Source organism: Corynebacterium sp. LK2590 (genome assembly GCF_040946105.1).
In the GTDB taxonomy this organism is placed as follows: domain Bacteria; phylum Actinomycetota; class Actinomycetes; order Mycobacteriales; family Mycobacteriaceae; genus Corynebacterium.
Map to the genome: position 1 here is coordinate 108,044 of NZ_JAYWMH010000006.1, position 25,532 is coordinate 133,575.

At 63.1% G+C, this 25,532-nt stretch carries 21 protein-coding genes, 3 tRNA genes, 1 other RNA gene and 2 pseudogenes; 11 read left to right on the forward strand and 16 right to left on the reverse strand.

Annotated features, from left to right (window positions below; genetic code table 11):
- Positions 1-153: 153 nt before the first annotated feature.
- Positions 154-252, reverse strand: an RNA gene (gene ffs, locus VVR85_RS08610) — signal recognition particle sRNA small type.
- Between the two features lie 194 nt (positions 253-446).
- Here ffs and VVR85_RS08615 point away from each other — a divergent pair.
- Positions 447-535, forward strand: a tRNA-Ser gene (locus tag VVR85_RS08615).
- Positions 536-717: 182 nt separating this feature from the next.
- Here the strand turns inward: VVR85_RS08615 and VVR85_RS08620 are convergent.
- Complete coding sequence (locus VVR85_RS08620; protein WP_368520506.1) at positions 718-1,797, reverse strand: GIY-YIG nuclease family protein; 1,080 nt, start codon at positions 1,795-1,797, stop codon at positions 718-720.
- Between the two features lie 131 nt (positions 1,798-1,928).
- Between VVR85_RS08620 and VVR85_RS08625 the strand changes: the two genes are divergently transcribed.
- Positions 1,929-3,011 carry a 2,3-butanediol dehydrogenase gene (locus VVR85_RS08625; RefSeq protein WP_368520507.1) on the forward strand — a complete coding sequence of 361 codons (1,083 nt, stop codon included), beginning with the start codon at positions 1,929-1,931 and terminating at the stop codon, positions 3,009-3,011.
- 154 nt (positions 3,012-3,165) lie between these two features.
- Here VVR85_RS08625 and VVR85_RS08630 read toward each other — a convergent pair whose 3' ends face one another.
- Positions 3,166-3,669, reverse strand: a complete 504-nt coding sequence (locus tag VVR85_RS08630; protein WP_368520508.1) for a GNAT family N-acetyltransferase — start codon at positions 3,667-3,669, stop codon at positions 3,166-3,168.
- A 128-nt stretch (positions 3,670-3,797) separates the two neighbouring features.
- On the opposite strand from VVR85_RS08630, the gene VVR85_RS08635 reads away from it, so the two are divergent.
- Complete coding sequence (locus tag VVR85_RS08635; protein ID WP_368520509.1) at positions 3,798-4,166, forward strand: hypothetical protein; 369 nt, start codon at positions 3,798-3,800, stop codon at positions 4,164-4,166.
- A gap of 11 nt (positions 4,167-4,177) precedes the next feature.
- Here the strand turns inward: VVR85_RS08635 and VVR85_RS08640 are convergent, their stop codons facing one another.
- Together VVR85_RS08640 and gluQRS are read right to left on the reverse strand one after the other, a co-directional pair.
- Positions 4,178-5,734, reverse strand: coding sequence for a cation:proton antiporter (locus VVR85_RS08640; RefSeq protein ID WP_368520510.1), 1,557 nt, complete (start codon positions 5,732-5,734; stop codon positions 4,178-4,180).
- Positions 5,735-5,801: 67 nt separating this feature from the next.
- Positions 5,802-6,728 carry a tRNA glutamyl-Q(34) synthetase GluQRS gene (gluQRS, locus tag VVR85_RS08645; protein ID WP_368520511.1) on the reverse strand — a complete coding sequence of 309 codons (927 nt, stop codon included), beginning with the start codon at positions 6,726-6,728 and terminating at the stop codon, positions 5,802-5,804.
- 41 nt (positions 6,729-6,769) lie between these two features.
- Between gluQRS and VVR85_RS08650 the strand changes: the two genes are divergently transcribed.
- Entirely contained in the window at positions 6,770-7,480 is a 711-nt protein-coding gene (locus VVR85_RS08650) for a queuosine precursor transporter (protein ID WP_368520512.1), read from the forward strand.
- A gap of 17 nt (positions 7,481-7,497) precedes the next feature.
- On the opposite strand, the gene VVR85_RS08655 is transcribed toward VVR85_RS08650, so the two are convergent.
- The 7 genes from VVR85_RS08655 to VVR85_RS08685 form a co-directional block, all read right to left on the reverse strand.
- Positions 7,498-9,273, reverse strand: a complete 1,776-nt coding sequence (locus tag VVR85_RS08655) for an ABC-ATPase domain-containing protein (RefSeq protein ID WP_368520513.1) — start codon at positions 9,271-9,273, stop codon at positions 7,498-7,500.
- A gap of 49 nt (positions 9,274-9,322) precedes the next feature.
- Positions 9,323-10,582 (reverse strand): tRNA guanosine(34) transglycosylase Tgt, encoded by a 1,260-nt coding sequence (gene tgt, locus VVR85_RS08660; protein WP_368520514.1) that lies wholly within the window; start codon positions 10,580-10,582, stop codon positions 9,323-9,325.
- Positions 10,566-12,980 carry an MMPL family transporter gene (locus VVR85_RS08665; protein WP_368520515.1) on the reverse strand — a complete coding sequence of 805 codons (2,415 nt, stop codon included), beginning with the start codon at positions 12,978-12,980 and terminating at the stop codon, positions 10,566-10,568. The genes tgt and VVR85_RS08665 overlap by 17 nt, the downstream gene beginning before the upstream one ends.
- Before the next feature lie 174 nt (positions 12,981-13,154).
- Positions 13,155-13,245, reverse strand: a tRNA-Ser gene (locus VVR85_RS08670).
- Between the two features lie 73 nt (positions 13,246-13,318).
- Positions 13,319-13,525: a CsbD family protein gene (locus VVR85_RS08675; protein WP_070768522.1), complete on the reverse strand. Its 207-nt coding sequence runs from the start codon at positions 13,523-13,525 to the stop codon at positions 13,319-13,321.
- A gap of 96 nt (positions 13,526-13,621) precedes the next feature.
- The gene (locus VVR85_RS08680) at positions 13,622-14,053 is read right to left on the reverse strand and encodes a nucleoside deaminase (protein WP_368520595.1); all 432 of its coding nucleotides are present in this window, start codon (positions 14,051-14,053) and stop codon (positions 13,622-13,624) included.
- A gap of 59 nt (positions 14,054-14,112) precedes the next feature.
- Positions 14,113-14,637, reverse strand: coding sequence for a tRNA adenosine deaminase-associated protein (locus VVR85_RS08685; protein ID WP_368520516.1), 525 nt, complete (start codon positions 14,635-14,637; stop codon positions 14,113-14,115).
- 39 nt (positions 14,638-14,676) lie between these two features.
- Here VVR85_RS08685 and VVR85_RS08690 point away from each other — a divergent pair, with 39 nt between their 5' ends.
- The 3 genes from VVR85_RS08690 to VVR85_RS08700 all read left to right on the forward strand — a co-directional run bounded on the left by VVR85_RS08690 (position 14,677) and on the right by VVR85_RS08700 (position 17,215).
- Positions 14,677-15,705 carry a prephenate dehydrogenase gene (locus VVR85_RS08690; protein WP_368520517.1) on the forward strand — a complete coding sequence of 343 codons (1,029 nt, stop codon included), beginning with the start codon at positions 14,677-14,679 and terminating at the stop codon, positions 15,703-15,705.
- Entirely contained in the window at positions 15,692-16,198 is a 507-nt protein-coding gene (locus VVR85_RS08695) for a DUF1990 family protein (RefSeq protein WP_368520518.1), read from the forward strand. Before VVR85_RS08690 ends, VVR85_RS08695 begins: the two co-directional genes overlap by 14 nt.
- Before the next feature lie 228 nt (positions 16,199-16,426).
- A complete protein-coding gene (locus VVR85_RS08700) occupies positions 16,427-17,215 on the forward strand; it encodes an acetoin reductase (RefSeq protein ID WP_368520519.1) in 789 nt (262 codons plus the stop codon).
- Positions 17,216-17,444: 229 nt separating this feature from the next.
- On the opposite strand, the pseudogene VVR85_RS08705 reads toward VVR85_RS08700, so the two are convergent.
- The 3 genes and pseudogenes from VVR85_RS08705 to VVR85_RS08715 all read right to left on the reverse strand — a co-directional run.
- Positions 17,445-17,750 (reverse strand): annotated as a pseudogene (locus VVR85_RS08705) (TrkH family potassium uptake protein); the annotation flags it as partial.
- A gap of 74 nt (positions 17,751-17,824) precedes the next feature.
- The gene (locus VVR85_RS08710; protein ID WP_368520520.1) at positions 17,825-19,873 is read right to left on the reverse strand and encodes a YhgE/Pip domain-containing protein; all 2,049 of its coding nucleotides are present in this window, start codon (positions 19,871-19,873) and stop codon (positions 17,825-17,827) included.
- Positions 19,873-22,413, reverse strand: coding sequence for a YhgE/Pip family protein (locus VVR85_RS08715; protein ID WP_368520521.1), 2,541 nt, complete (start codon positions 22,411-22,413; stop codon positions 19,873-19,875). The genes VVR85_RS08710 and VVR85_RS08715 overlap by 1 nt, the downstream gene beginning before the upstream one ends.
- Positions 22,414-22,618: 205 nt before the next feature.
- Between VVR85_RS08715 and VVR85_RS08720 the strand changes: the two genes are divergently transcribed.
- From VVR85_RS08720 to VVR85_RS08735, 4 genes and pseudogenes are all read left to right on the forward strand, one after another.
- Positions 22,619-23,008, forward strand: coding sequence for an NUDIX domain-containing protein (locus tag VVR85_RS08720; RefSeq protein WP_368520522.1), 390 nt, complete (start codon positions 22,619-22,621; stop codon positions 23,006-23,008).
- Between the two features lie 62 nt (positions 23,009-23,070).
- Positions 23,071-23,646 carry a TetR/AcrR family transcriptional regulator gene (locus VVR85_RS08725; protein ID WP_368520523.1) on the forward strand — a complete coding sequence of 192 codons (576 nt, stop codon included), beginning with the start codon at positions 23,071-23,073 and terminating at the stop codon, positions 23,644-23,646.
- Positions 23,643-24,005: a DoxX family protein gene (locus tag VVR85_RS08730; protein WP_368520524.1), complete on the forward strand. Its 363-nt coding sequence runs from the start codon at positions 23,643-23,645 to the stop codon at positions 24,003-24,005. Before VVR85_RS08725 ends, VVR85_RS08730 begins: the two co-directional genes overlap by 4 nt.
- Before the next feature lie 171 nt (positions 24,006-24,176).
- Positions 24,177-25,370: pseudogene (locus VVR85_RS08735) on the forward strand (IS481 family transposase).
- A 73-nt stretch (positions 25,371-25,443) separates the two neighbouring features.
- On the opposite strand, the gene VVR85_RS08740 reads toward VVR85_RS08735, so the two are convergent.
- Positions 25,444-25,519, reverse strand: a tRNA-Arg gene (locus VVR85_RS08740).
- Positions 25,520-25,532 lie beyond the last annotated feature (13 nt).

The following is a 25,532-nucleotide window of genomic DNA, read 5'->3' on the forward strand; positions in this document are numbered from 1 at the left end:
GTCACCTTCCTTGTCGTTCCCGCAGCAAACCGACCTACCAACATGGTTTACTACTTAGGTAGTAAACCTAGCCCAGACTACCCACCCCGTCAAGACCCCAAACGCGAAGGAGGCATAGAAAAAGGCCACCCGGCACCAACCGGATGGCCACAAAAATTAAGGGGACCTCGCGCACCCGTCAGAGCCTGCTGACCCTTGCTGCATTCCTGCCCTGGGGGAGTTCACAGGATGGACGCCACGCGAGATCCTGCCCCATACTCTAGCCAGGATTCCGGCGATAGTCCAAACAGTCCACTCCCCGCCCAGGCGCCCACGCGCGCCACCACCACCGGCCCCAACAACCAGCTACCCGACAGACACTTTCATAGCCCTAGAACACCCACCCATTTCCCAAGCTGACCTGCCGATTTTGTCGCTACTTGCCGGGGCTGCTACAGTTTCTTCTCGGAGGATTCGACTAGCGGCCTATGTCACACGCCTGGAACGCGTGCGGGGCTCACGCCCCTCGTGGGTTCAAATCCCACATCCTCCGCCACAACGCGCTTCACTTCGGTGAGGCGCGTTTTTCTTTGCGCCAACTTGGGATAAGAGCTCTAGGTTCAGCAGCCGGACGACGATCCCCTCGAAGCCCCAGTGAGCGCGCCTTGCTCGAAGGGGACGATGATCCACAACCACTACGTAGCTTCAGCCTAAACACCGATTTGGTCTGTCACATCTTTATTCTTCAGAAACCGCAGCATTTACAGCGTTAATGATCTCAGAGGATTGCTTCACGCGCCGGTACACATCGTCAGTGAAATCCCTGCTGTGCCAGCGGCGGAAAAGATTAGAGCCCGTGTAGCGCATTTCGGTAAGAGCAAACTCGCGTGCTCGGACGGCCACGTCGGGCCGCTCCAGCAAGAGGTCGCCTAGGTGACCAATGGGAAAGCTCACACGCTGGGTGGGCCTGCCGCGGCCGATGTAGTTGGCTATCCCCTTCGACCACAAGTAGGAATTCTTCAACCGTTTCTCAATCTTCAAACTCGGGTGGGGCCCACCTGAACGGTAATACTCAATATTGACATTGCCCGGGAAGCATTCGAGTTGCTCTGCCGTAAAGCGCTTCGGAGCGCCATACCAGTCGCCAAAAGTCCACCGCGGGAAATACAGAAATTCCAAGCGCCCGGTATTCAACGTGGCGAACCGGCCACCGGAAGTCGACGGAAAATCGCTGAGCGTCCAATAGTGCCCGTCGGTCTCTAGTGGCGCCGGGATGAGGCAACCGATGGCGATGGCCAGATCGTTCAGGACGGCATCGTAAAGCGCCGGACGTCCCCGTTTCTTTTTCGACCACGATTTGAATTTCCCGGGCCTAATTCGCTGTCGCAGCGGGTGCGATTCGAAATCGCTCCGGCATACACTTTCGTGGCCCTGGATCCAATGCTCCTGCTCTACGACAGTCACCACCTGGTCCATCGGCGAGGGCGAGACGCTGTCGAGCACGAACTGCCGGTTACGAAGCGGAATACCTTTGGCCTGCAGCCGGTGAATCTCCGCGCGCTCCGGCTCGTTGAGGTCCTGCCCCGCTGGGACTTCGGCAAACCGCAGCGCTACAACGTCCTCCCAGGCCTCGTGGTGGCCACTCCCGTGGTAATGACTGTTGTACCGCCCCACCACGTCCGTTGCCTGGCCCACGTACATCGAACCGTCCGCGTACTCGAGCACGTAGATGCCACGGCGGCCTTTGCCCGCGAACAACGCGGAAATACGCCTCGGATCCTTCAAAGTCCAACGATTGAAGGTGTCTTTATTACTCACCTATCCCTTTCTACCAGTTCTAGCCGCCTGTAGAGCGCTTCCCAACTCCCCAGTTTCAGTTACCAGGAAGGACTTGAAAATACGACGTATCCTGGGAATTAAGCGAGCGCACACAACAGGAAGGAACGCCCATGAAAGCCGCCCGCCTTTACGGCAAGGAAGACGTCCGGATCGATGACATTGAAGAGCCCCAACTGCAGCCCGGTACGGTAAAGATCGCGCCCGCCTACAGCGGCATCTGCGGTTCTGACGTGCACCTTTACTTCGACGGCCCGTTCCGGCCAGCACCCAGTGAGACCGCACCGCACCCGGTCTCCGGGGAGACGCTGCCCGTCGTTTTAGGCCACGAGTTCTCCGGCGTTGTGGAGGAGGTCGCTGACGATGTCGAGGGGTTCAAGCCAGGTCAGTCCGTCGTGGTCGAGCCGTTCATGGTCGATGGCACCTGCCACGCGTGCCAGCGTGGCGACTACCATCTGTGCGACAACATGGGCTTTATCGGCATCTCCGGCCGGGGCGGCGGTATCGCCGAGCATATCGTGGTCGAAAAGCGCTGGGTCCACCCCATCGGCGATATCCCGCTAGACCAGGCGGCCCTGATCAAGCCGCTGTCCGTGTCCCACCACTCCATCGCACACGCCGGATTCGCCAACGGCGACCACACCGGCGAAGTCGCAGTCATCGGCGGCGCCGGCCCCATTGGGTTGCTCGCCGCCGCAGTGCTGAAGGCCTACGGGGTGAAGGTCATCATCTCCGAACCGTCACAGGCCCGGCGCGAGAAAGCCCTGGAGACCGGGGTCGCAGACCTGAGCGTGGACCCGATGAACGAGGATCTAGCCGAGAAAGTCCGCGAGTTCACCGACGGCGCCATGGCCGACGTCGCTTTCGAGTGCACCAGCGTTCCCACGGTGCTCCAGCAGCTGATCGACGTCACCCGACCCGGCGCGCACATCGAAATCATCGCCCTGCACAACCGGAACTTCGAGCTCGACATCGTGGGAGATCTGACGATGCCCGAACGCTCCATCGGCAGTTCCGTAGGATACAACAACGACCACCCACAGGTAATCAAGATGATCCAAGACGGCCGCCTAGACCTCGCGCCGTACATCACCTCCCGGATCCCCATGGACGATCTCGTGGAGAAAGGGTACAAGGCCCTAAAGGAAGACCCAACCGAGGTGAAAATCCTCATCGACGTCCAAGGCCGCAGCTAGCGCGCACCTCAGCCCTCCGCACTAAGTGCGGCGGGCGCATACCCTGGGAAACAAGCTCAACAAACAAGAGGAAGAACTTCATTTTCTTTTCCTGCACGGTGACACCGTTGACCGGGCACTTACTGGTAGGTGATGTCCAGGTACTAGCCCCAGGCTAGCCGAACGCCGGGTGGTAACGCGCCTCACCGAGTGGAATCTCGGGTCCGAAGGAGCAGGCGGTGAAGTACTGTGCGGGTACGCCGGGGTATTCCAGGCCAGGTACGGAGTGAAAGCCGAAGCGGTTGTAGTAGGCGGGCTCACCGAGGACCACTGCGCCGGCTGCGCCGGCTTGGGGCAGGTGGTCTAGTGCGGCTTCCAGGAGGGCGCTGCCGATTCCTTCGTCTTGGCACTGCGGTGCGACGGCGACGGGGCCGATTCCGTACCACCCGTGCGCGCCTTCGGCGCTGGTGCCCAGGGTGACTGGGGAGGCGGCCACGTGGCCGACCAGGGTGTTGTTGTCCTCAGCGACCAGAGAGACGGTCAGTGCGCCTGCTGCGCGGAGGGCATCGACGATGTGCTGCTCGGTGTGATCGGATAGCTCCACGGGGGCAAAGGCGGCCTCCACGAGCTGGTGGATACCCGCGCTATCGGCGGGGGTCTCAGGGCGGATGGTGGCCATGGCGGCTCCTTTGTTGGCTGAAAAGGGCATCGGTTGCCGGATGCCTCAGGGTACCAAATGCCGGGCGGGTGACTGGTTGTTTCGCGGTCGTGCGCGGCCGGTGTACGGCAGGCGCTAAGCTGGGCCCCATGGACGCCCTCACCTACGCCGGTTTAGAAGACTCGCTGGACTATCTCCACGCGTTCTTGGACTCTGACCTGCTGGCGCGGATTAAAGACGAGCTGCAGTACATCCCGGCCGGGATGGAGGACTTCCTGCTGGATGACTCGCTCGAGGACTTCGTGTGGCTGTGGTTTAAAGACACCGGCGCCAACGGCTTCCGCCAGTACCTTGCCGACGGCGGATTCGACACCGCGGAGGTGGAGCAGGCCTACGTCTTCTGCCGGGCGGAGTGGGGAATGAACACCCCGCCGCAGGTGGAGTGGCTGCGCGAAGACGGCTTTGATTTAAGCCCCATCCGCCGTGAAATCGACAAGCTGACCGGCCGCGAATCCTAATCACCGGCGGCTTATTTCCGGGCGGCGAGCACCATGCGGTCGACCTCGTGAAGGACCTCGTCGACTAGGGCTGGGTTGTAGCGCGGATCGTTGCGCATCTCCAGCAGGACGGACTGGGAGGCCTGGAAGGCGGTGGCGCGGGCCTGGGCCGCAAAAGCGCGGGCGCGGTGGGCCTTTTCCAGGCGGGCCTTCTGATCCTCCGCGCCGAGGTCGTCGGTGCCGAAGACCTTGTCGAACCAGTCGTCGATGTTGGCGGCGACCTCCGGATCCAAGTCATCGTGCTGTTTGCGCAGGCTATCGATGGCGGCCTTGCGGGCGCGCTCCGTGACTTCGGCGTGCATCTTGTCCGAGGCGGCCTGCGAATCCGCCGCCAGATCCAGCTTGCTCATCAGCCACGGCAGGAGCATGCCAGGCAGCACCATGGTCACCAGCAGCACGGTCAGGGCGATGACGGCGAGCTCGTTGTAGAACGGGATGGCCCCGCTCGGCACCGACAGCACCAGGGCCAGCGTGACGAGTCCGCGCATGCCGGACCAGGTCATCAGCAGGACCTCCTGCAGGCGCAGCGGGGCCACGCCGGGCTTCCCGCGCCGCAGGTTGATGCGGTAGAAGACGTACATCCACGCCAGGCGCACGGCGAAGGCCACCAGGGACAGGATGACGCCCACCACAACCGAGTGCCACAGATCCGAGCCGACCTGCGTGATGGCGTCGTTGACGGACAGCCCGATGAGCCCGAAGGCCAGGCCGGTAAACAGCAGGTCCACCGTGGACCAGAAGGCCTGACCACTGACGCGGTCCTCGGCCTCGATGGGCGCGCGGGAGTTGAGCTCCACCGCGGCGATGACCACGGCGATAACGCCGGAGGCGCCCAGCTCCTCGGAGAGGATATAGGTGGCGAAAGGGATCACCCAGGTCAGTGCGTTGCGCGCGGTGACATCGTGCACGTGCTTGATAAACCAGCTGGCCACCCGGCCGACCAGCAGGCCGATGACGCTGGCCACCGCGGCGGAGTACGCGAACTTCAAGATGCCCTCCCCCACGGAGAGTTCCGCGCCGCGGGTCACGGCCAACAGGGCCATGTGGAAGACGACGATGGAGGCGGCATCGTTAAACAAACCTTCGGTCTGCAGGGCCGAGATGATACGGCGCGGAATGCCGGCGGGCTCGGCCACCGCGTCCACCGCGACCGGATCCGGCGGGGCGATGGCCGCACCAATCAACAGGGCCGCGGCCACCCCGACGCCGGGCAGGAAGACGTACGCGGCAGCTCCCACCGCGGCCGTGGTCACGACCACCAGCAGCACGGACAGGCTCACGATGGTCAGCCACTGCTGCCGGATAACTCCCCAGGAGGTCCGCCGCGCCAGCGCCCACAGCAGCGGCGGCAGGAAGATGGGCAGGATGAGATCGGCCGGCACGTTAAGCGCCGGGATGCCCGGGATGAAGACGATGACCATCGCCACGACCGATAGCAGAGCAGGCCACGGCAGCCCGATCTTTTCCCCCACTGCGACTGAAATGATGCTGAGCAGCAGCAACGCCACTACCCCTAGAACTATTTCCACAACGCCTTCTCCCCGCGCCTTTTCTCTTTACGTTTTAAGTGTAGGACGCGGGGCTGGCAGCCACCAGTCAGTTTCCTGCCGGCTCCCAGAAAACCGGATCCCAGCCCATCCGGGCCGGGTCGAAGCGCTCTAAGATTTCCTCCGCAGTGCGGGCCCCGGCCAGCCCCAACGATGCCGCCAGTTGCCCCACCACCTGCTGGACACTGGCGGTCTCCAGCAGCTGGCGCAGGGTCACCGCCCCGTCGCGCTTGGACAGGCGCCGGCCGTCGCTGTTGAGCACCAACGGCACGTGGACGTACTCCGGGGCCGCCTTCCCCAACAGGTGCGCCAGGTACGCCTGGCGCGGGGCGGAGGTAAGCAGGTCGTCGCCGCGCACCACCTGGTCCACGCCCTGGTAGGCGTCATCAACCACCACGGCCAGGTTGTAGGCGAAGTCCTGGTGCTGGTTCGCGTTCCCGCCGCGGCGCAGAATGAAGTCATCAACCTCGCCGGTGTAGTCACCGCGGTGGTAGTCGTGCACGGTGTACTCGTCGCGGTCGGCGCGCAGGCGCAACGCCGGCACGCGGCCGGCCGCGGCCAGCTCCGCCCGCTTGGCCTCCCGCTCTTTATCACTCAAGTCCCGGCACGTGCCCGGGTACTGGCCCGGAATGGCGTGCGGGGCGCGGGCGGCTTCCTGGATGTCCTTGCGGGAGCAATAGCACTCGTAGTGCGGCAGGCGCGCCAGCGCCGCCTCGTACGCCGCAAACCGATCCTGCTGGCGCAGCACCTCACCGTCCCAGTCCAGGCCGACGGCCTGCAAGTCCTCTTGCTGCCGCGCGGCGGATTCCAGCGAGGAACGCTGGGTGTCCACGTCCTCGACCCGCAGGTAGAATTTCCGGCCGGACCAGCGCGCAAACAGCCAGGCCAGCAGCGCAGTACGCAGGTTTCCAAAGTGCAGGTCGCCGCTCGGGCTGGGCGCGTAACGCCCGGCCGCAGGAAGGGTCTCAGAACTCATAAATTACAGCGTACCGCCCGCGTTCTGGCACGATAAGGTGCATGACAAAACAATCGGCAACCGCAACCACCAACCCCGGTGGCGAGAGCATCCGATTCATCCCGGTGCAGGCCAGCCTGTACCCGTGGCTGGTCACGCTGTTCGTCGTCACCTTCCTGATCTCGAATATCAACGCCACGAAGGGCGTCGAGCTTGGCCCCCTAGTCACCGACGGCGCCTTCTTCCTCTTCCCCCTGGCCTATATCACCGGCGACGTGCTGGCCGAGTGCTACGGCTTCAAGTCCACCCGGCGCGCCATCTACATCGGCTTCGCCATGGCCCTGCTGGCCGTGCTGTCCTTCTACATCGGCATCTGGCTGCCGGAAGCCGAGTTCTACGAGGGCCAGGAGGCCTTCGCCGCCACCCTGGGCCTGGTCCCCCAGATCGTTCTGGCCTCCCTCTGCGGCTACCTCGTCGGCCAGCTGCTCAACGCCTGGGTCATGTCGGTGCTCAAGCGCCGCAACGGTGAGAAGAAGCTGCCGGTCCGCCTCATCGCCTCGACCGTCGTGGGCGAGTTCGGCGACACCCTCCTGTTCTGCGCCATCGCGGCGCCCGTCATCGGCATATCCACCGCCGGCGACTTCATCAACTACGTCATCGTCGGCTTCCTGTGGAAGACCCTCATCGAGGTCGTCCTCCTGCCGGTGACCACCCAGGTCATCAAGTGGGTCAAGAAGAAGGAGAACTACGTCGCCGGCGGGGCGGCGGCCTAAATTCGCGGGCTTTCCCCTTAGCGCTTAATATCTAACCTCCGGTAACGGTTCACCGCGGCCAGGATCTCGTGCTTGCGGGGGCGGGACAGGTGCCCGGGGTGGGAGCGCCCCGGGGTCAGCGCGGTCAGGGACTCGGCGGTGATGGTCGCCAGCAGCTCGTCGACCAGTTCGGTGACGGGGCGGGAGTCGTTGTGCTTGCCCAGCCACTCCAGGCACAGCGCGATGGCGGCGGTCTGCGGGGCATCGGCCAGCTGCGAGACCGCGCTTAGGTCGATGTCGCTCTTGGCAAAGCTGATGGTGTCTAGCCCGCGCGGCTTCGCGCCCTGGGGCTTGCCCTTGTGCCCGGCGGTGGGTTGGAGGCAGCCCGGGGCCAGGGCGCGGAAGCTGGGATCGAACATGCCGGGCCCCAGCGCCAGCTCGTGCGGGCGGGAGCCGGCGGCGATCTCATGGGCGCGGGAGGTGATGTCGTGCGGCTGGTAGCGGTCCATGGCGATGACCGTGTCGGCCAGGCTGAGGTAGGCGCCGGAGCCGCCCGCAATCAGGACGGTGGAAATGCCCTTGTCCTGGTAGAGCGCCTTCACCCGCGCCACGTACGGGGTGATGGGCTCCTGGTCGCCGGGGACGAGCTCCTGCATGAGGCGGTCCCGGATCATGAAATTCGTCGCCGAGGTGTCCTCGTCGATCAGCAGGGCGGTGGCGCCGGCCTCAGCGGCCTCGACGACGTTGGCGGCCTGGGAGGTCGAGCCGCTGGCGTTGGTGGTGGAAAAGCGGCGGGTATCCGCCCCGGTCGGCAGGTTGGTAATGAACGGGGAGATATCCAGGTCCGTGACTGGGCGGCCGTCCTCGGCGCGCACGCTGACGGCATCCGCGCGGGTGATGACCCATTCGCGGCCGTCGCCGGCCACGTGCGGGTAGACGCCGCGCTCCAGGGCGCGCAGCAGCGTGGACTTGCCGTGGTAGCCGCCGCCCACGATGACGGTCAGGCCGGCGGGCACCCCCATGCCGGTCACGGTGCGGCCGCTGGGCAGCTCGAAGCTGTGCGTGAGCTCCTCCGGGGCGATGAAGGCCGCGGCGGTATCCGCGTCCATCGGCTTGTCGCTATCACCGGCCCGGCGCGGCAGGATCGCGCCGTTGCCCACGAAGCCGACCAGGTCGCGGGTAGCCAGCTGCGCGCGCAGGGCCTCCTGGTCGCGCAGGAGCCACACGTGACCAGCCAGGTCATCCGGGTTGAATTCCTCGGCCACAACGGCCTCTTCCACCGCGTCCGGCAGGTCCTCGGCCAGCAGGCCGGCGGCGCGGTGGCCTAAGACGCGGCGGCCCTGGGCCGGCAGGCCGACCAGCAGGCGCACCTCGATCACCTCGTCGGTGACCACGACGGCGCTGCGCTCGAGTACCTCTTGGCCGATGAAGCCGACGCTCACGCTGTTGGACTTGCCGCTGCCCTTGCGGCCTTTGCCTGCCTTGCCGCCGCCGATGGCGGCGACGGTGCGCGCAATCCGGCGGACGAGAAAGTCGGCCACCGCGACCTTGTCGAGCTCATCGGTGACCACCTCGGCCGGCAGGTCGGCCACCGCGCGGGGCACGCGCACCCGCACCTTGGACGGGGCGGCGAAGGGATCGCTTTGCACCTTGTCGATCGCCACCGTCAGCCCGTCCGCGCCGGGCTCGGTATAGGTGCCGGCCAGCTTCTTGTACGCGCCGTAACCGGCGCCGTCGATACCGTGGCAGGCCTTAGCGAGGTCCTCTAAAGTACCGCCTGAGCGGCGGTCACCGCGAAAATTCTTTCCAGACATACCCGCCACCGTAACACCCGCCTAGGCGGCACAGCGCGGGCCCTTCGCGTTAGCGGCCGGCGTAGTAGCGGCCCAGGAATTCGTCGCGGTAGGCCGCGTAGTAGCCGCCGTCGATGGCGGCGCGGATATTGTCCACCAGGCGGACCATGAACTCCAGGTTGTGGATGGTGCACAGCGTCCCGGCCAGGTACTCCTTCGCCTTGAGCAGGTGGTGGAGGTAGGCTCGCGAGTAGTTCTCGGAGACGTAGCCGCCGAATTCCTCGTCCACGCCCGCGAAGTCGCGCTTGAAGGGCGCGTTCGACAGGTTCAGCCGCCCCTCCAGGGTGTAGACCCCGCCGCGGCGGGCCAGGCGCGTCGGCGCGACGCAGTCGAAGGTATCCGCGCCGGCCTCCACCGCGGTAAACAGGTCGTCCGGCTCAGAAATGCCCAGCAGGTGGCGCGGCTTGTCCTCCGGCAGCTCGTCGCAGACCCAGCCGACGATGGTGCCCAGGTTTTCCTTCTCCAGCGCGCCGCCGATGCCGAAGCCGCCGAAGCCGCGGCTGCCGGACTCCCAGGCCTTATCGGAGATCTCCACCAGGCCGCGGGCGGCCTGGCGCCGCAGGTCCTCGTACTGGGCGCCCTGCACCACGCCCCACAGGGACTGCTTGGGCCGGTGGGTGCGCTCCTGGGTCAGCCGCGTGTGCTCATCGATGCAGCGCTGCGCCCAGCGGTGCGTGCGCGCCACCGACTCCTCCTGGTAGGCGCGGGTGTCGATGAGCGTGGTCAGCTCGTCGAAGGCGAACATGATATCCGCGCCCAGCCCGTGCTGGATCTGCATGGATTTTTCCGGGGTAAAACGGTGCTTGGACCCGTCGATGACGGACTTGAAGTCCACCCCGTCTTCATCCACCTGCGCCATGCGCTCCTTCTTGGCCGCGCGGATGTCCTGCTCCGTCAGGTCGGCCAGGTCCATGGCCAGCACCTTCTTGAAGCCCACGCCGAGGCTCATCACCTGGAACCCGCCGGAGTCGGTGTACGTCGGGCCGTGCCAGTTCTCGAAGGCGGCGACCCCGCCGGCGGCGTCCACGATGTCGTGGCCGGGCTGCAGGTAGAGGTGGTACGCGTTCGACAGGATTGCCTGCGCGCCGGTGGCCCGGATCTGCTCCGGGGTCAGGGTCTTGACAGTGGCCTTGGTGGCCACCGGGATGAAAGCCGGGGTCTGGATGTCCCCGTGCGGGGTGCTAATCACCCCGGTGCGGCCGTGCTTTCCCGCCCCTTCCTGTTCCAGGCGGGTACGGACCTTAAAGCTCAAGTCACCTGCGTGCGTCATGCTGGTCAGTATATTCCCTCTGCTTAGTGGCCTGGGCTTCCCATTCCTTTTCCAGCTCGTTGCCCTCGATGTCGATGGTGGGCAGGATCTTGTCCAGCCAGCGCGGCATCCACCAGGTGCCGCGGCCCATCAGGAACATCGTGGCGGGCACGAGTGCCATGCGCACGAAGAAGGCATCGAAAAGCACGCCCGCGCCCAGGGCGAAGCCGAAGATCTGGATGAACGGCAGCGGCTGGTTGATGAAGGCCACGAAGACCGAAATCATGATGATGGCCGCCGCGGTGACCACGCGCGCGCCCTGGGTGAAGCCGACGATGGTGGCCTCTTCGACCCCGTTGTAGGGCGAGCCCGGCCGGGAGGTGCCGCCCGTCCGCGTGTAGTGCTCGCGCATGCGAGTGACCAGGAAGACCTGGTAGTCCATGGCCAGGCCGAAGGTCACGCCGATGAGAAAGATCGGCATAAAGGAAATCAGCGGGCCCGGCGCCGGCACCAGGCCCCACAGGCCCTCCTGCCAGAACAGCACGGTCACACCGAACGCCGCGCCCACCGAGAGCAGGAAGCCGAGGCCGGCCACCAGCGGGACCAAGACCGAGCGGAAGACCACGAGCAGCAGCAGGATGGCCAGGCCCACCACGATGCCCAGGTAGAGCGGCATGGCCTGCTCGAGGCGTTCCGTGATGTCCAGCTGCACGGCGGTCAAGCCCGTCATGCCGACCTCGGTGCCGGTCGCGTCCTCGATCCGGGAGTTGGTATCCCGCAGGGCGTTGGCCACGCCCACGGTGGCCTCCTCCGTGGGCGAGGTCTCCGGGGTGACCATGATCTGCGCGGCGTTCTGGTCTTGGCTGAGCCCCACCAGCTGGGCGTGCTTGACCCCGCCCACGCCCTTGAGCTGATCCGTGGCGTACATGAAGGAGGAGAACGCGGCCTTGGAATGTTCGTCGTCGCCCTCCTGCGCGGACATCAGCGGCTGGAGCGCGGCGGAGTCCTCGTTGACGTCGGCCGCGTCCACGATGACCAAAAACGGCCCGTTCACGCCGGGGCCGAAACCCTCCGCGAGCAGGTCCGCGGCCTTGCGCTGGGTGGTGTCCGGGTTCGAGGTGGTATCCGCCGGCAGCGCCAGTTCCATGTTCAGCACCGGCGCCGAGAGCAGGCCGAGGGAAAGGACCACGCCGGCCATGGTCAGGCCCGGCACCTTCTGGACCGCGCGGACCCAGCGGTTGCCCATCGTGCGGCGGCGGGAGCGCTTGCCCTTGCGGTTCGGGTTGCCGGCCACGCCCGGGATGCGGCCGGCGAAGGCCTTGTCGCCCAGCAGCCCCAGCAGGGCCGGAATCAGGGTCAGGGCGACCAGCACTGAGATGGCCACGGTGCCGGCGGCGGCCAGGCCCATGGCGGACAGGAAGCCGATGCGGGCGATCACCAGCGCGAACAGGGCCACGAAGACCGTGGTGCCGGCGAAGACCACCGAGGAGCCGGCGGTGCCGGCGGCCATGCCCGCGGCCTCCGGCCCGGACATGCGCTCACGCTCGGCGCGGTAGCGCGACAGGATGAACAGGGCGTAGTCGATGCCCACGGCCAGGCCGATCATCACGGCCAGCACCGGGGTCATGTTGTTCAGCTCCACCCAGTGGGTGGCGATCATCAGGCCCAGCGAGCCGAGCCCCACGCCAACCACCGCGGAGATGAGCGGCATGCCCGCCGAGACCAGCGAGCCGAAGGTGAAGATCAACACCAGGAAGGCCACGCCCAGGCCGATGACCTCGGAGGTCGAGTTGACCCGGATATCGTCGCCGAAGCCGGCGCCGCCGGCCTCGACCTGCAGGCCCGCCGCGCGGCCTAAGTCCATCGCGTCGTTGACAATCTCCTTGTCTTCCGAGTCCACCGAATAGGGGCTCTCGGCGTCGAAGTCAAAGGTCGTGTAGGCGATGGTCTCGTCCTCGCTGACCATCGCCAGGTTGTCCGCGTCCTGGCGGGCAGACTCCTCCGGCAGTCCCATCGAGGTGAACTGATCAACGACCTGGTCCTGCAGCTGGGGCGAGACCTCCAGCGGGTTGCCAAAGCGCATGGTGTCGCCCATCTCCAGGTTGTCCCGGAGGTAGTCCACCACCTGGTCGATGGCCTGCGCGTTGTCTGGGTCGCTGAGCTTCTCGCCCTCCGGGGCGTGGAAGACCAGGTTCACCGTGGGCGCGTTCGCCGGGTTGCCACCCTCGGGGAAGAGCTCCATGGTCCGGTAGGTCGCGTCGATGGACGGCGTGCCCGCGATGGAGAATTCGCTCGTCATTGGCTTCATCAGCGCCACGGCCGCGCCCGCGGTCGCGGCCAGGAGCACAAGCCAGGTGACGATGACTTTCCACTTGTTCAGGTAGGACCAATGCCCCAGCCGGTACAGGAGTTTAGCCACGAGGTGAACACCTTTTCTGCATCAATATTCCCACCGCTGCGCGGGAAAGAAACGGGAAGGAAGTTTAAAAAAATTCTAGGTTAAGGACTGCATAGCCGTATTGCCCTAGTCTAAGTTATGGATCAAAAAATTCCCTATCCCACCGGAATGCGCCGGTCAGATAGGGAATTGAGTTGGCGGTGGCGGCGGGATTTGAACCCGCGGTTGGGGGTTACCCAACAATCGCTTTCGAGGCGATCACCTTCGGCCGCTCGGACACGCCACCGCGTAACAGGTTACGGCAGGCGCCCCGCGTTAACAAAATCGCCGGGTAGCGCCCGCCGCACCGGGTCTTAGACTTACTTGTCGTCGCCGGTCAGCTTGCCCAGGGCCTCGGAGGCCTTGTCCTTGATGTTGTTAGCAGCGTCGGACAGCTTGTCCTTGGCGTCAGCAGCGGTCTGCTCGCCCTTGCCCTCGTTGGCAACCTGATCGTTGTCGGTGGCCTCGCCGTAAGCTTCCTTAGCCTGACCGACGACCTTGTCCTTGGCGTTCTCGAAATCAGCCATGATTTTCCTCCTTGTTTCACGCGGAATTGTTTCGCAGGAACCAGCATACCCGTGATTACTCGACCGCGCCGCCACGAAGGTGTCGTGGCTCACACTTTAGCGTAGTGATTCAAAAAATCCTGCCATAAGCTGGGCGCATTCTTCCTCGAGGATCCCCGCCCGCACCTGCGGGACGTGCAGCCCGCCCGGCGCGCGCAGCAGATCGACCCACGATCCGCAGGCCCCCGTCTTCGGTTCGAAGGCGCCGAAGACCACCGAGGCGATTCGCGCCCCCAGCAGCGCCCCGGCGCACATGGCGCACGGCTCCAGGGTGACCACCAGCTCGCAGCCGGATAGCCGCCACCCGTCCCCGTGTTCTTTGACCGCGGCCCGGATGGCCTCCACCTCCGCGTGGGCGGTCGGGTCCTGGCGCTGCTCGCGGCGGTTGACTCCGGTGGACAGCTCGCGCCCGGCGGCATCGAAAAGCACGGCACCGACCGGCACGTCCCCGGCCGGGGTGCCGGCCGCCACCTCGAGCGCGCGGCGCATGCGGCGTACTGCCCGGCGCGACCCCTCGCTGGCCGGCAGGCCGTGGGTGGGCGCGGGCATCAGTCGAGCTCGTCGTCGGTGTCGCTGTCGAGGTTGTCGATGGCCTCCTCCAGCTCGTCGCCGAAGCCGATATCGCCCGCGATGCGCAGCAGCATGTCCGAGGGCCAGTCCTCGTCGTTGTCCACGATGAAGCCGAGCTGGTCCTCGCCCAAGCCGAGATCCGCCAGGATATCGAAGTCGCCGTCGGCAAAGCCGTCCACGTCGTCCAAATCATCCGGGTCGATATCCGGCACGTCCAGGCCCCGCATGTCCAGAAAGTCCGCCGCGTAATCATCATCGACCGCCATCGTGGCGTCCGAGAGCAGCATGTAGACCCCGCCGGGCACGGGGCGGATGATGACGAAATAGTCGTCGTCGACGCAGACCAAACCGAAAGCGGCACCCTCGGCTCGCAGGCTCCGCACGGCCCGCACGGTGCGCTCGGCGTCGTCGAAGTCGTCGTCGAATTCGCGCACCACCCAGCGGCCGTTATCTTGGTGAACCGTGACCGCGAAGGAGTACCCGGAAAAATTTGCGTCGCTCATACCTCGTGAGAGTAGTCGCAATGTGGGAAGATTGTCACTGTGAGTTCTTCAGATGTCCAACGTCCCATTTGCATTATCGGTCTCGGCCTTATCGGCGGCTCTCTGCTGCGCGATTTGACCGAATGTAAACACTCCGTTTTCGGTTACAACCACTCCACGTCCGGCGCCCGCACCGCAATCAAGCAGGGCTACGACGTCACGGACGATCTGCCGGGCATCCTCCGCCGCGCCGAGGCCGAGGGGGCCCTCATCGTCGTGGCCGTGCCCATGGAGGCCGTAGGAGAGGTCCTCGACGCCATCGCTGAACACGCCCCGACCTGCGGCGTCACCGACGTCGTCTCCGTCAAGACCGCCGTCTACGACCTGATTAAGCAGCGCCAGATGGAGACCCGCTACGTGGGCGGCCACCCGATGGCCGGCACCTCCAACTCGGGCTGGAACAACTCCCAGACCGGCATGTTCAAGCGCGCCGCCTGGGCCATCACCTTCGACCACGCCCAGGAATGCGAGGCCCGCGGCGAGCGGATCGGCCAATTCTGGATCGATCTCTTCGCCGACGTGACCCGGATGACCCAGATGGTCGGCGCGGAAGCCGTCCCGGTGACCGTGGACAACCACGACGCGGCCGTGGCCCGGATTTCCCACCTGCCCCACATTCTGGCCGAGCTGCTCGCCGTGGTGGGCGACAACGGCGGCATCCTCGCCCAGTCGCTGGCCTCGGGCTCCTTCAAGGACGGCACCCGCGTGGCGGGCACCCGCCCCGAGCTCGTCCAGCAGATGTGTGAGACCAACGCCCCGGCCCTGGTCGACGCCCTGGACGAGTCCCTCGAGCTCCTCCAGGCCGCCCGCGACTCGCTGTCCTCCGCGGAGCCGTCCATCGCGGACCTCGCCGATGCCGGCTACCGCGCCCGCACCCGCATTGAGGCCCGCTCCGGCGCGCGCAAGGAGTCGGTCTCCCCCATCAAGATCTCCTCCCGCCCGGTCCTGCGCCTGCACCCCGGCGGCCACGGCTGGGTCGCGCTGCTGCGCCAGTCCCAGTCCCTGGGCGGACGGATTGAAATCTTTTAGCCCGCTCCCCCAACACCTCGCCGCCCGCCGGCGCGCCCAGCCGCTGACCTACCAGCCCGCGGAGCTTTACCGCCTCCCGCAGCTGCGCGCCAGCCGCGTCCTGGACGCCGACTTCGACACCGCCGCGGCCGGCCTGCGCGGCTGGCGGGTCCAGGCCAGCGTCTTCCGCGTCCGCGCCACCGGCCCGGCCCTGCACGGCGCAGTAGTTGAGCTGGGCTTCGGCCTGGGCCCACTGGTGAAGAAGTTCTATTGCCGCGTCACCGACGTCATCGACGAGCCCGACCGCTGCGGTTTCACCTACGGAACGCTTTCCGGCCACCTCGAGCGCGGCGCCGAAACCTTCACCCTAACCCGCCTGCCCGGAAACCGCGCCCGCCTGGACATCCTCGCCCGCTCCGAACCCGCCACCCGGTGGCTGCGGCTTACCCGACCCGTCATCGACCTCGCCCGGCGGGCCCTCACCTCGCGGCGGTACCTGCGGGCGCTGGGTTAGGGTTTCCCATCGGAAAATTATCGACCTCTGACAGATTTCTTCGCCGTTTTCCCAAGTGGAATGGTCGGATACGGGCACAAGTCGATATTCTCCGCGCGCCCAATAATTCCCCACGCCACACCAAACCCGACACGTGATCCACATCATTGACGGAAGTTATATTCTCCCGGATACTCGAATGGTGAACCAATAAACGCGGGTTCCCGCCCGCCTACCGGAGGGAGTTTCATGACAAACCAACGCATTGATGACAAGGTCGCACTCGTTACCGGCGCCGCTCGCGGCATCGGTCAGGCCATCGCCCTGCGACTGGCCGAGGACGGCGCCAACGTGGCAGTCTTGGACTTGGACGCCGATAAGTGCGCGGACACCGTCGCGAAGATCGAAGGCACCGGCCGCAAGGCGATCGCCATTGGCGCCGACGTCTCCTCCCGCGACCAGATCTACGCCGCCATCGACAAGGCCACTGAGGAGCTCGGCGGCTTCGACATCATGGTCAACAACGCCGGTATCGCCCAGGTCCAGCCCATCGCGGAAATCGCCGACGGGGAGGTCGACTCCATCTTCGACATCAACGTCAAGGGCGTTCTGTGGGGCATCCAGGCGGCCGCCGCTAAGTTCAAGGAGCTGGGCCACGGCGGCAAGATCATTAACGCCTCCTCCATCGCCGGCCACGACGGCTTCCCGGTCTTAGGCGCCTATTCCGCCACCAAGTTCGCCGTACGTGGCCTAACCCAGACTGCGGCGCAGGAATACGCCGCAGACGGCATCACCGTCAACGCCTACTGCCCGGGAATTGTTGGCACCGACATGTGGGTCGAAATCGACGAGCGTTTCCACGAGCTCACCGGCGCCCCGCTGGGCGAGACCTACCAGAAGAACGTCGAGGGAATCGCCCTGGGCCGCGCCCAGACCCCGGAGGACGTCGCCGACTTGGTCTCCTTCCTGGCTAGCCCCGGCGCGGACTACATCACCGGCCAGGCCATCCTGACCGACGGTGGCATGGTCTACCGCTAAACCAACCCGTGCATAGCTAAAGCCCCTAGCTGTTTTCACAGCTAGGGGCTTTGTGTTGTGCGCCCGGAGGTGTCTGAGTTCACCACATATTTGACCCCCTGTTCCTGCGAAGGCAGTCCTGATATGCGAAGGCAGTCCTGATACTTGACAGGTGAGTCGCGACAAACTTGACACTTAGCCCACCCTTACCGTGTCTGGGGTTACCCGCAAATCGTGGACACGTTGTTAAGCTGATCCGGCCGGTCAGAAGCATGCCCGATAACGACACCAAACTCATGATGCCGAGACCACCCAGCTGGATGAGCACAATGATGACTGCTTGGCCAAAGGGCGTCCAATACGTACCGGTGTCCTCCAACACAAGCCCCGTCAGAGAAACTGCTAAGGTCGCCGTAAAAAGCGCAGGAAGGAACGGAGTCCACTGCGGAACGTTGGCGGAAATCGGCAGCATCAAAAGCACCGTTCCCACAAGAATGAGCAGGATAAAGCCCGCGGCAGTGAGCCGAGCTGGGCCCAAGAAATGACCGCGTTTCACCGCGATTCACACTACCGCTTAGCACCAATCTGAGGAAACCCATTGGCCTGTGAATATTCCGACAATCTTATGCGCTACATCAGCTTGGTCTTCTCCAAGGTCTCTACCCAGCCGTTGGTGAATTTCTCCAACGGCTTGTGGAAGACAACGCCCAACACCAGCATCGGCACCGCAAAGAGCAGCAAGCACAGCAAAGACAGCCAGAAATCACCGTGATAGGTACCAGCGATGGCCGCGCGGAAGGCACGGATGGTGTAGGTGGCTGGCAGCCAGGGACTAATGTTTTGGAACCATTCAGGAAGCACCTGCAAGGGGTAGGCGCCTCCCGACGAAGACACCTGAATCACCAACATGAGCACCGCCAGCGCCTTGCCCGCGTTGGCAAAGGAAACCACGAAGGTGTAGCAAATCAGCATAAAGATAAGCGAGCTAACCCAGCCGGCCAACAGCATGAGGATCGGGTGCGCGGGCTCGATGCCCACGAAGAAGATGAGGCCCAGAATGAGCATCGTCGACTGCACGAGGCCAACCGTGGCAAACATTCCGAAGCGGCCGAAGAAACGCTGCATCGGCGAGTACTTATCCTTGTCAACCACATCCGTGCGCACGCTCACTGCAGTCAGCAGTGCACCGACCCACAGCGCGAGCGCCGTATACATGGGCGTCATACCAGCGCCGAAGCTCTTGACTGGGTAGACCGCTTGCCTGTCGACGTCCACTGGCGCAGCAATCGCACGCGCCAAAGCATCGGGATCAGAACCAATGAGGTCCGCCAGCTTCTTGAGGTCACCGGACGCCGCAGCGGAATCAATATCCTTCTTCAGATCGGCGAATTTGTTGGCCTTATCCTGCAGGCCAGAGGCAAGCTTCTGCACTGCGTCCTGCGCGTCCGTCAGCGAGGAGGAATCGATAGTGACGGGGGTCTTCGCGATATCCAGGTCCGCGCTCACCTGCCCCAAGGAATCCTGCAGCGCACGCAGGGATTCACGCAGGCCAGAGGTAGAAATTCCTTCCACTGCCTTCTTCGCATCGTCGAAGCTAGACAGGTCGGGCTTCGTGGGTTCAGGCGCGTTGGCCGCTGCGGTGAGGCGCGCGTGGAGAGTGCGTTGAGCCTCAATCGCCTCCTCGATACGGCCCAGCACCTTCTCCTTATCTCCGGCAGGAAGTGGCAGGGCTTCAATGCGGCCGTGCAGGTTCTGGTACTGGGCAATGGTGCCCTCTACCTGGCCGGCCCAGGTGTTCAGCGCAGCTACGCGGTCGGCGCGGGAGGTGGAGGCGTCGTCGAAAAGCGCATCAACGCGTTGACGCACCACGTCATAACTAGCACTGGTGGCATCAAGAGATTGTTGCAGGGCGTCCGTGGAAATGTTGAGTGAGGAGGACTGGACTTCCGGCAGATCCAGATCCGCCGAGTCCGCAATGCGCTGAGCGCTCTCCATGAGTGGAACCGCAGTATCGACCAGGCCGGCAAAGGAGCGCGCGGTACGCGCCGCCATATCCAGCTGTGTCCGCACGCCATCCGCGCGCGCCTGCATCCGGTCCAGGACAGCCCTGGTATCGCCCTTGTTCAAGAAATCCGACAGCGAGGTCACCAGGTCGAAGGATACGTCACCGACCGTCGTGGTGAATGCCTCAGCAACCTGGGCCGACACGCCTTCTGCACCTTGGCCGGTAATCTTCGGCGCCAGTGCGTTCTTCTTCTCGTTCATGTAGAAAGACAATTCCGCGGGTTTGGAACCATCCGTGTAGAAGTTCATCATGTCGGTACTGAAGTTTTCCGGAAGCACGATGGCTGCGTAATACTCACCGGACTTCGTACCTTCAATCGCCTCGTCGGATGTGGTCACAACCCAATCTAGCTGCTCATTTGCACGCAATTCATTGAGCACCTGGTTGCCGACGTTGATGGGCACCGGTAGTAGATCACTTTCATAGCCGGTGTCCTTGCTAGCCACCGCCACCTTGAGCTGGCTCGTGTTGTCGAAGGGATCCCAACTAGCGAGCACGTTGAACCACGTGAACAGCATTGGAATCACGACGAGGCCCACCAGCATCACCGCGCTCATCACGTTGCGGCATGCGGTGCGCATGTCATTGAGGAAAAGATCGAGTGTTCCACGCATTAGCTCTCCCCCTCCGTGGAATCTGCGCCGATGCGGGCCGGATGCTTAATTTCGTCCTCATCCATCGTCACGAGCTTTGCCGACTGCTTGAGGCTGATGCGCAGGTATTCCAGGGTCACCGCGGCGACGATGATGAGGAAGCACCATGCGGTCCAAATGCCCAGGATCAGTGGCTTCTGGGCAGGCAGCAGCCCTGAGACCACGATGAGGATCACCACTCCGATGACGCCGGCAATGGCCACCAGCTTGAGCCAATAGCCCCAGTCGTGTGCGCGGCGGTCCAAGTCTTTCTTGAGACCACTGCGGCTATCGAGCGCCTGGATAACGTCTGCGATGCGGTAGCCAGAGCCCACCACCTGCACGTTTTCATAGTCAAAGAGCTCGGTATCCCGCAGCTCGCGGTTAAAGATGACGTTGAAGTGCGCCAAGGCCTTACGCAGCAGCAGGCCGAAGACGAAAAACAGGATGAACATGAAGGCCAGCACGCCCATAAACTTGAAGTAATGGTCGCCATAGAACCCACCAATAGTTTCGCGCATCGCGTCGATGCCATACGTAAACGGCAGCAACGGGTAGATGGCGTGGAAGAAGTTGGGCAGCAACTCGATTGGATACAGGCCCGAAGCACCCGGAATCTGGATGATGGCAAAGACCACACACAGACCGCGGCCGAGGTGACCCAGCGAGGTCGACAGCGCGTAGATGATGCTCAAGTAGGCTAATCCCACGAGCACGCCCGTAAAGACGAAGGCCGGCGCATTCACGGTCTGCACACCGATGAGCAGGTCACCCACGGTCACCGTGACGGCCTGGACAATGACCATCAAGGCCATGAGAAGGAAGCGACCCAGGTAGGCCTGCCCCACCGTGATGCGGTGGAACCCTTCCTTATCCACCTCGACACGGAAGATCACCATGAGGACGAAGGCGCCGATCCACAGCGAAAGGTTTGTAAACAGCGCCGCCATCGCGGAGCCGTAGCTATTCACCGGGTACACGGTCTCGGACTTCAACTCGATGGGTTCTGCGAAGAACTTTCCGATCTCTTCAGCCTGTAGCCCGGTGACATCTTGGGCCACCTTGGAGTTCATCGCGGCTTGCAGCGAGCGCACATCACCCTGCATGGCGCGCAGGCTGTCCTGGAGCGCAACGAGGTTGGTGTCGAAGTCCGAGAGAGTGTCCTTCGTAGCCCGAAGCTGTTTGGCCACGCCATCCAAAAGACCATCGGCCTCCTGCATGGTACCCTTCTGCGCCTCCAGCGTGGAGCTCAAAGCACTCGCGGTGGTACTCAGGCTGCTCATCGCTCGGTTGATCTCTGGGACGGCGGACGTCACGGTATCGCGCAGCGTCTGCGAGGTGGCCTTGGTATCCGCCGCCGCCTGGTTGATGGCGTCTGCACTAGCCTGCACGTTTGTCGCCGCGGCCTGGGTATCCTTGCTCAGCGCATTAAGGTTCCCAACAAGCTGGCGGTTGGATTCATTTCCCTCATCGAGGCGCTGGATCGCATCATCAATTTCCTTGGCCGCCTGGGGTGATAGCGTCGCGGAATCGCGCAATGCCTTAAGCTGGGCAATCGAGTCAGCACTAGCATCGATAGCGGTGTTTGCTCGCTGCGTGGCGTAGTCGAAACGGTCACCGGCCTGGTTCAAGCCCGCAGTGACATCCGCAATGGAATCCTGGGCCTGGGCGGTGCCGTCAGCCACCGCAGTAGCGCCGTTGACGAAGGCCGCCGTGGTCTGGTCGGTGAAGTCACCGATGCCCCCTTGGGCCTGCTCAACCAAGGAAGAGATCTCAGCGAGGGCCGCTTGGGCGTCGCCCAGCGCAGTACTCACATCCGCCACGGTGGACTTGGCTCCAGACGTGGAGTCGGCAGCGGCGTCAAGCTTGTCCTGAATGCGTGCAAGATTCTCGCGGTTGCTGTCGATCTCCTGCGCGGTCTCCCCGAACGCGGAACTGGTGTTGTTCATCGCGCGCGTAACTTTTCGCTCAAAATCCGTACCGGTGTCCTTGACGTTCTCCGCAGCGACGGTGGCCACCTGCTCCTTGAACGCCGAGGTGATCTGTTTGTCCAGACCTTTAGCACCGGTGTCCGTAATCTTCACGGCAATGGCGTTGTTCTTCTCATTAACGCGGTAGATCAGCTGTGGCTGCGTGAACTTCCCGTCGAGCATGCTCACGAGGTTCTTGCTGAAGTCCTCCGGGATCGTCACCGAGGCATACACGTCTCCCTCTAACAGGGCCTTCTCTGCCTTCTCACCGTCGAGGAATTGCCAGCCGAGCTGATCATTCTTTTTCAGCTTCTCTATAACTTCGCTGCCGACATCAATGTCCCCCGTGAGCTCGTTGTTTGCACCCTTGTCCTCGTTGACCACGGCCACCTTGATGTTGTTGGTATGGCCATAGGGGTCTCGAAAGGCCGCGATGTTCACCCATGAATACAACGCGGGGGTGATGATAAGCCCGATGAGGATGATCCACGCCCTGGGGACGCGGCCAAGCCTGGCTACATCTCTGATAAAAATCTTCCAACTTTGGCGCACTGAAGACAGTGTACTCGTTGCTGGTTCGAGTCTCTAACCTGCCAAAACACATAAAGTAATTTCGATGATTAACAATTAAAGATTAATATAGTTTACCGAATCAAACCCCTTGGTTATGAAACATGAACTTGTCTTAACAACTAAACGCCGGCAACATTTCCGCTAGGCAGAAAACCGGCATACATAGGCGCTAAAATCGACGGCCATGATTGAAGTCGCCGCCATCGTCATCCGCAACCCGCAAGGCCACGTGCTCACCGTGCGCAAGAAGTCCTCCACGAAATACCAGCTGCCCGGCGGCAAGCTCGAGGAGGGCGAGGCGCTTGTCGACGCCGCCCTCCGCGAAGTCTCCGAAGAAGTAGGCCTCCACCTCGATGCGGAAAACCTCGACAAACTAGGAACCTTCGACGCCCCCGCCGCCAACGAGCCGGGCGAGACAGTCGTCGGCACCATCTTCACCTGCACCCACACCGTCACAAACGACGAACCCCACGCCGCCGCCGAAATCGGCGATATTGCCTGGGTCAACCCAGCAGCACCCGACCGCGACCTCGCACACCTGTTGCGCGACCGCGTCTTCCCCGCGCTGAACTAGCAGAAGCTGCCCATACTGCGACCCCATTGACCCTCAAGGCGCCAGGAACTACCCTTTTGAACATGTTCACTGAACACGTTCACTCACCACGTGCAGCCGCCAAAGCCGACACCGTCAGCAAGGTCCTAGCCACCGCCTACGACCTCTTCCTCACTCAGGGCTACGCCACCACCAGCATCCGGACCATCGCATCCGAGGCAGGCGTTAGCGTGGGCACCGTCATGGGAGTCGGCGACAAACAGACGCTGCTCATCCGCACTATTGGCCAGCATATTTCAGATCTGCACGACGAAATTCGGGGGCAATCCGATAGTCTCCTCGATGTCCTGAGACCTTTCCTCCAGATGTTTACTGGCCACGAAGAGCTCTCCCGCGCCTTTGGCGCGGCGCTCATCCAACAAGGCAACCAAGGCGAAGCGCTCACTGCGCTCAAAACGCTCCTGACAGATGAAATCACCTTGCGCCTCGGCTCCGGGTTCAGCAACGAAGATGCAACCGAATACTCCAACCTGCTGTACAACGTCTACCTCGGCTTACTCATCGGCTGGGCCGCCGGTCTCTACGACACCGAACACCTCACATCCCAAGCCGCTTCATCGATCGAACGTCTCAACACCGCATTTGGAGTCAACCAATGATTCTAGAATCCTCCCCCGCCTGGCCATCCCTGCTGCTAGCGACGATTCTGCTTGGCGACGCCGCACTCTCCCTCAAACCAGTCCCCTTCATCGAGGCCTGCCTTAGCGGCGTCAAACTTCCTCAAGACTGGTGGTGGGCGCTCATTGTCATCAAGTGCCTTGCAGCCACAGGCCTCATCGCCGGCCTCTGGTTCCCCGGCGTAGGAATTGCAGCCATGGTTGGCGTCATCGCTTATTTCTGCGCGGCCGCAGCAGCCCATATCCGCGCCCACTTTCTCAGCAGCGCGTTCTGGCTCAACTGTGTGGGAATGCTCGCATTCTCGACCGCAGTGCTCGCCCTAACGTTAGTACTGAATTAAGCACTCATTCCCGACGAAGAAAACAGAAAAACCCGAGCCACCGGTAAATCGATGATTCGGGTTCTACAATTTGCGGAGACGAGAGTGTCTGAGTTCACGACATATTTGACACCCTGTTCCTGCGACGGCAGTCCTGATACTTGACAGGTGAGTCGGGACATGTTTGACACCATGAACAGTCCCAACCGTAACCTCGCCATCGTCAAAGCAGTCCGTGAGCAAAAGCGAAGCCCATCACAAGTAACCAAGCAATTCGGCATCTCTCGCCAACGCGTCTACCAAATCCTCAACGCCTTCGACACCGGCGGCACCGACGCCATCGCGCCAAAATCCCGCGCCCCACGCACTCACCCCAAGCCGTGCCAGACACCGTGCGCAAAGACATCATCGCCATCCGAAAACAACTCACACGCCACGGACTCGACGCAGGCCCAGAAACCATTGCCTACCACCTGCAACAAGACGGCAAACGAGTCCCTTCAACCTCGACAATCCGCCGCATCCTCACCACAGCAGGACTTATTCACCCCAGCACCCAAGAAGACGCCCAAAAGCTCTTTCATCCGCTTTGAAGCGGCCATGCCCAACGAATGCTGGCAGGCTGACATCACCCACCTGTACCTAGCAGACACCACCCGCATCGAAGTCCTTGACTTCCTCGACGACCACTCCCGTTACCTCCTATCAATCACCGCAGCCCCAGCCTTTAGCGGCACACAAGTCGCCGAGGAACTATCACGCCTGATAACTGAATACGGACCGCCAGCATCCACCCTCACCGACAACGGCCTCGTCTTTACCGCCCGCCTAGCAGGGCGCAAAGGTGGACGAAACGCCTTTGAAAAAGTCCTCACCACCAACAAAATCCAACAGAAAAACGGCCGGCCAGGACATCCCCAAACCCAAGGAAAAATCGAGCGCTTCCACCAAACACTCAAAAAATGGATCACTGCCCGCCCACTCGCTAAAACCGTTGCTGAACTGCAGAAACGCCTTGACGAATTCCGCGATTACTACAACACCACACGCCCCCACAAAGCCCTAGGCCGACGCACCCCACACCAAGCCTACACCACCGGCGCCAAAGCCAGCCCAGCCCACAACCCAACACAAGAATGGCGCACCAGAAACGACGTCGTCTGGGACAACGGCAAAACCACCGTGCGCTACGCCGGCAAACTCTTCCACCCAGGCATCGGCCGCCAATGGAAAAGACAGAAAATCCTCATGGTCATCGCCGACAACCACGTCATCACATCACTAGCCGAAACTGGCGAAGTCATCACCGAGCACTACATCGATACCAGCCGCAACTATCAAAAGCCCTACTGGAAACAAACAGACCCACACTTAGCCCCAGAATAAGAAGAAACCGGCACCCCAGAACAAAAAGAAACTGAGATGCCGGTTTGTCAACCATGTCGCGACTCATGACAATTGGTGCGCCCGGAGGGATTCGAACCCCCAACCTTCTGATCCGTAGTCAGATGCTCTATCCGTTGAGCCACGGGCGCATGTTGCCTAACT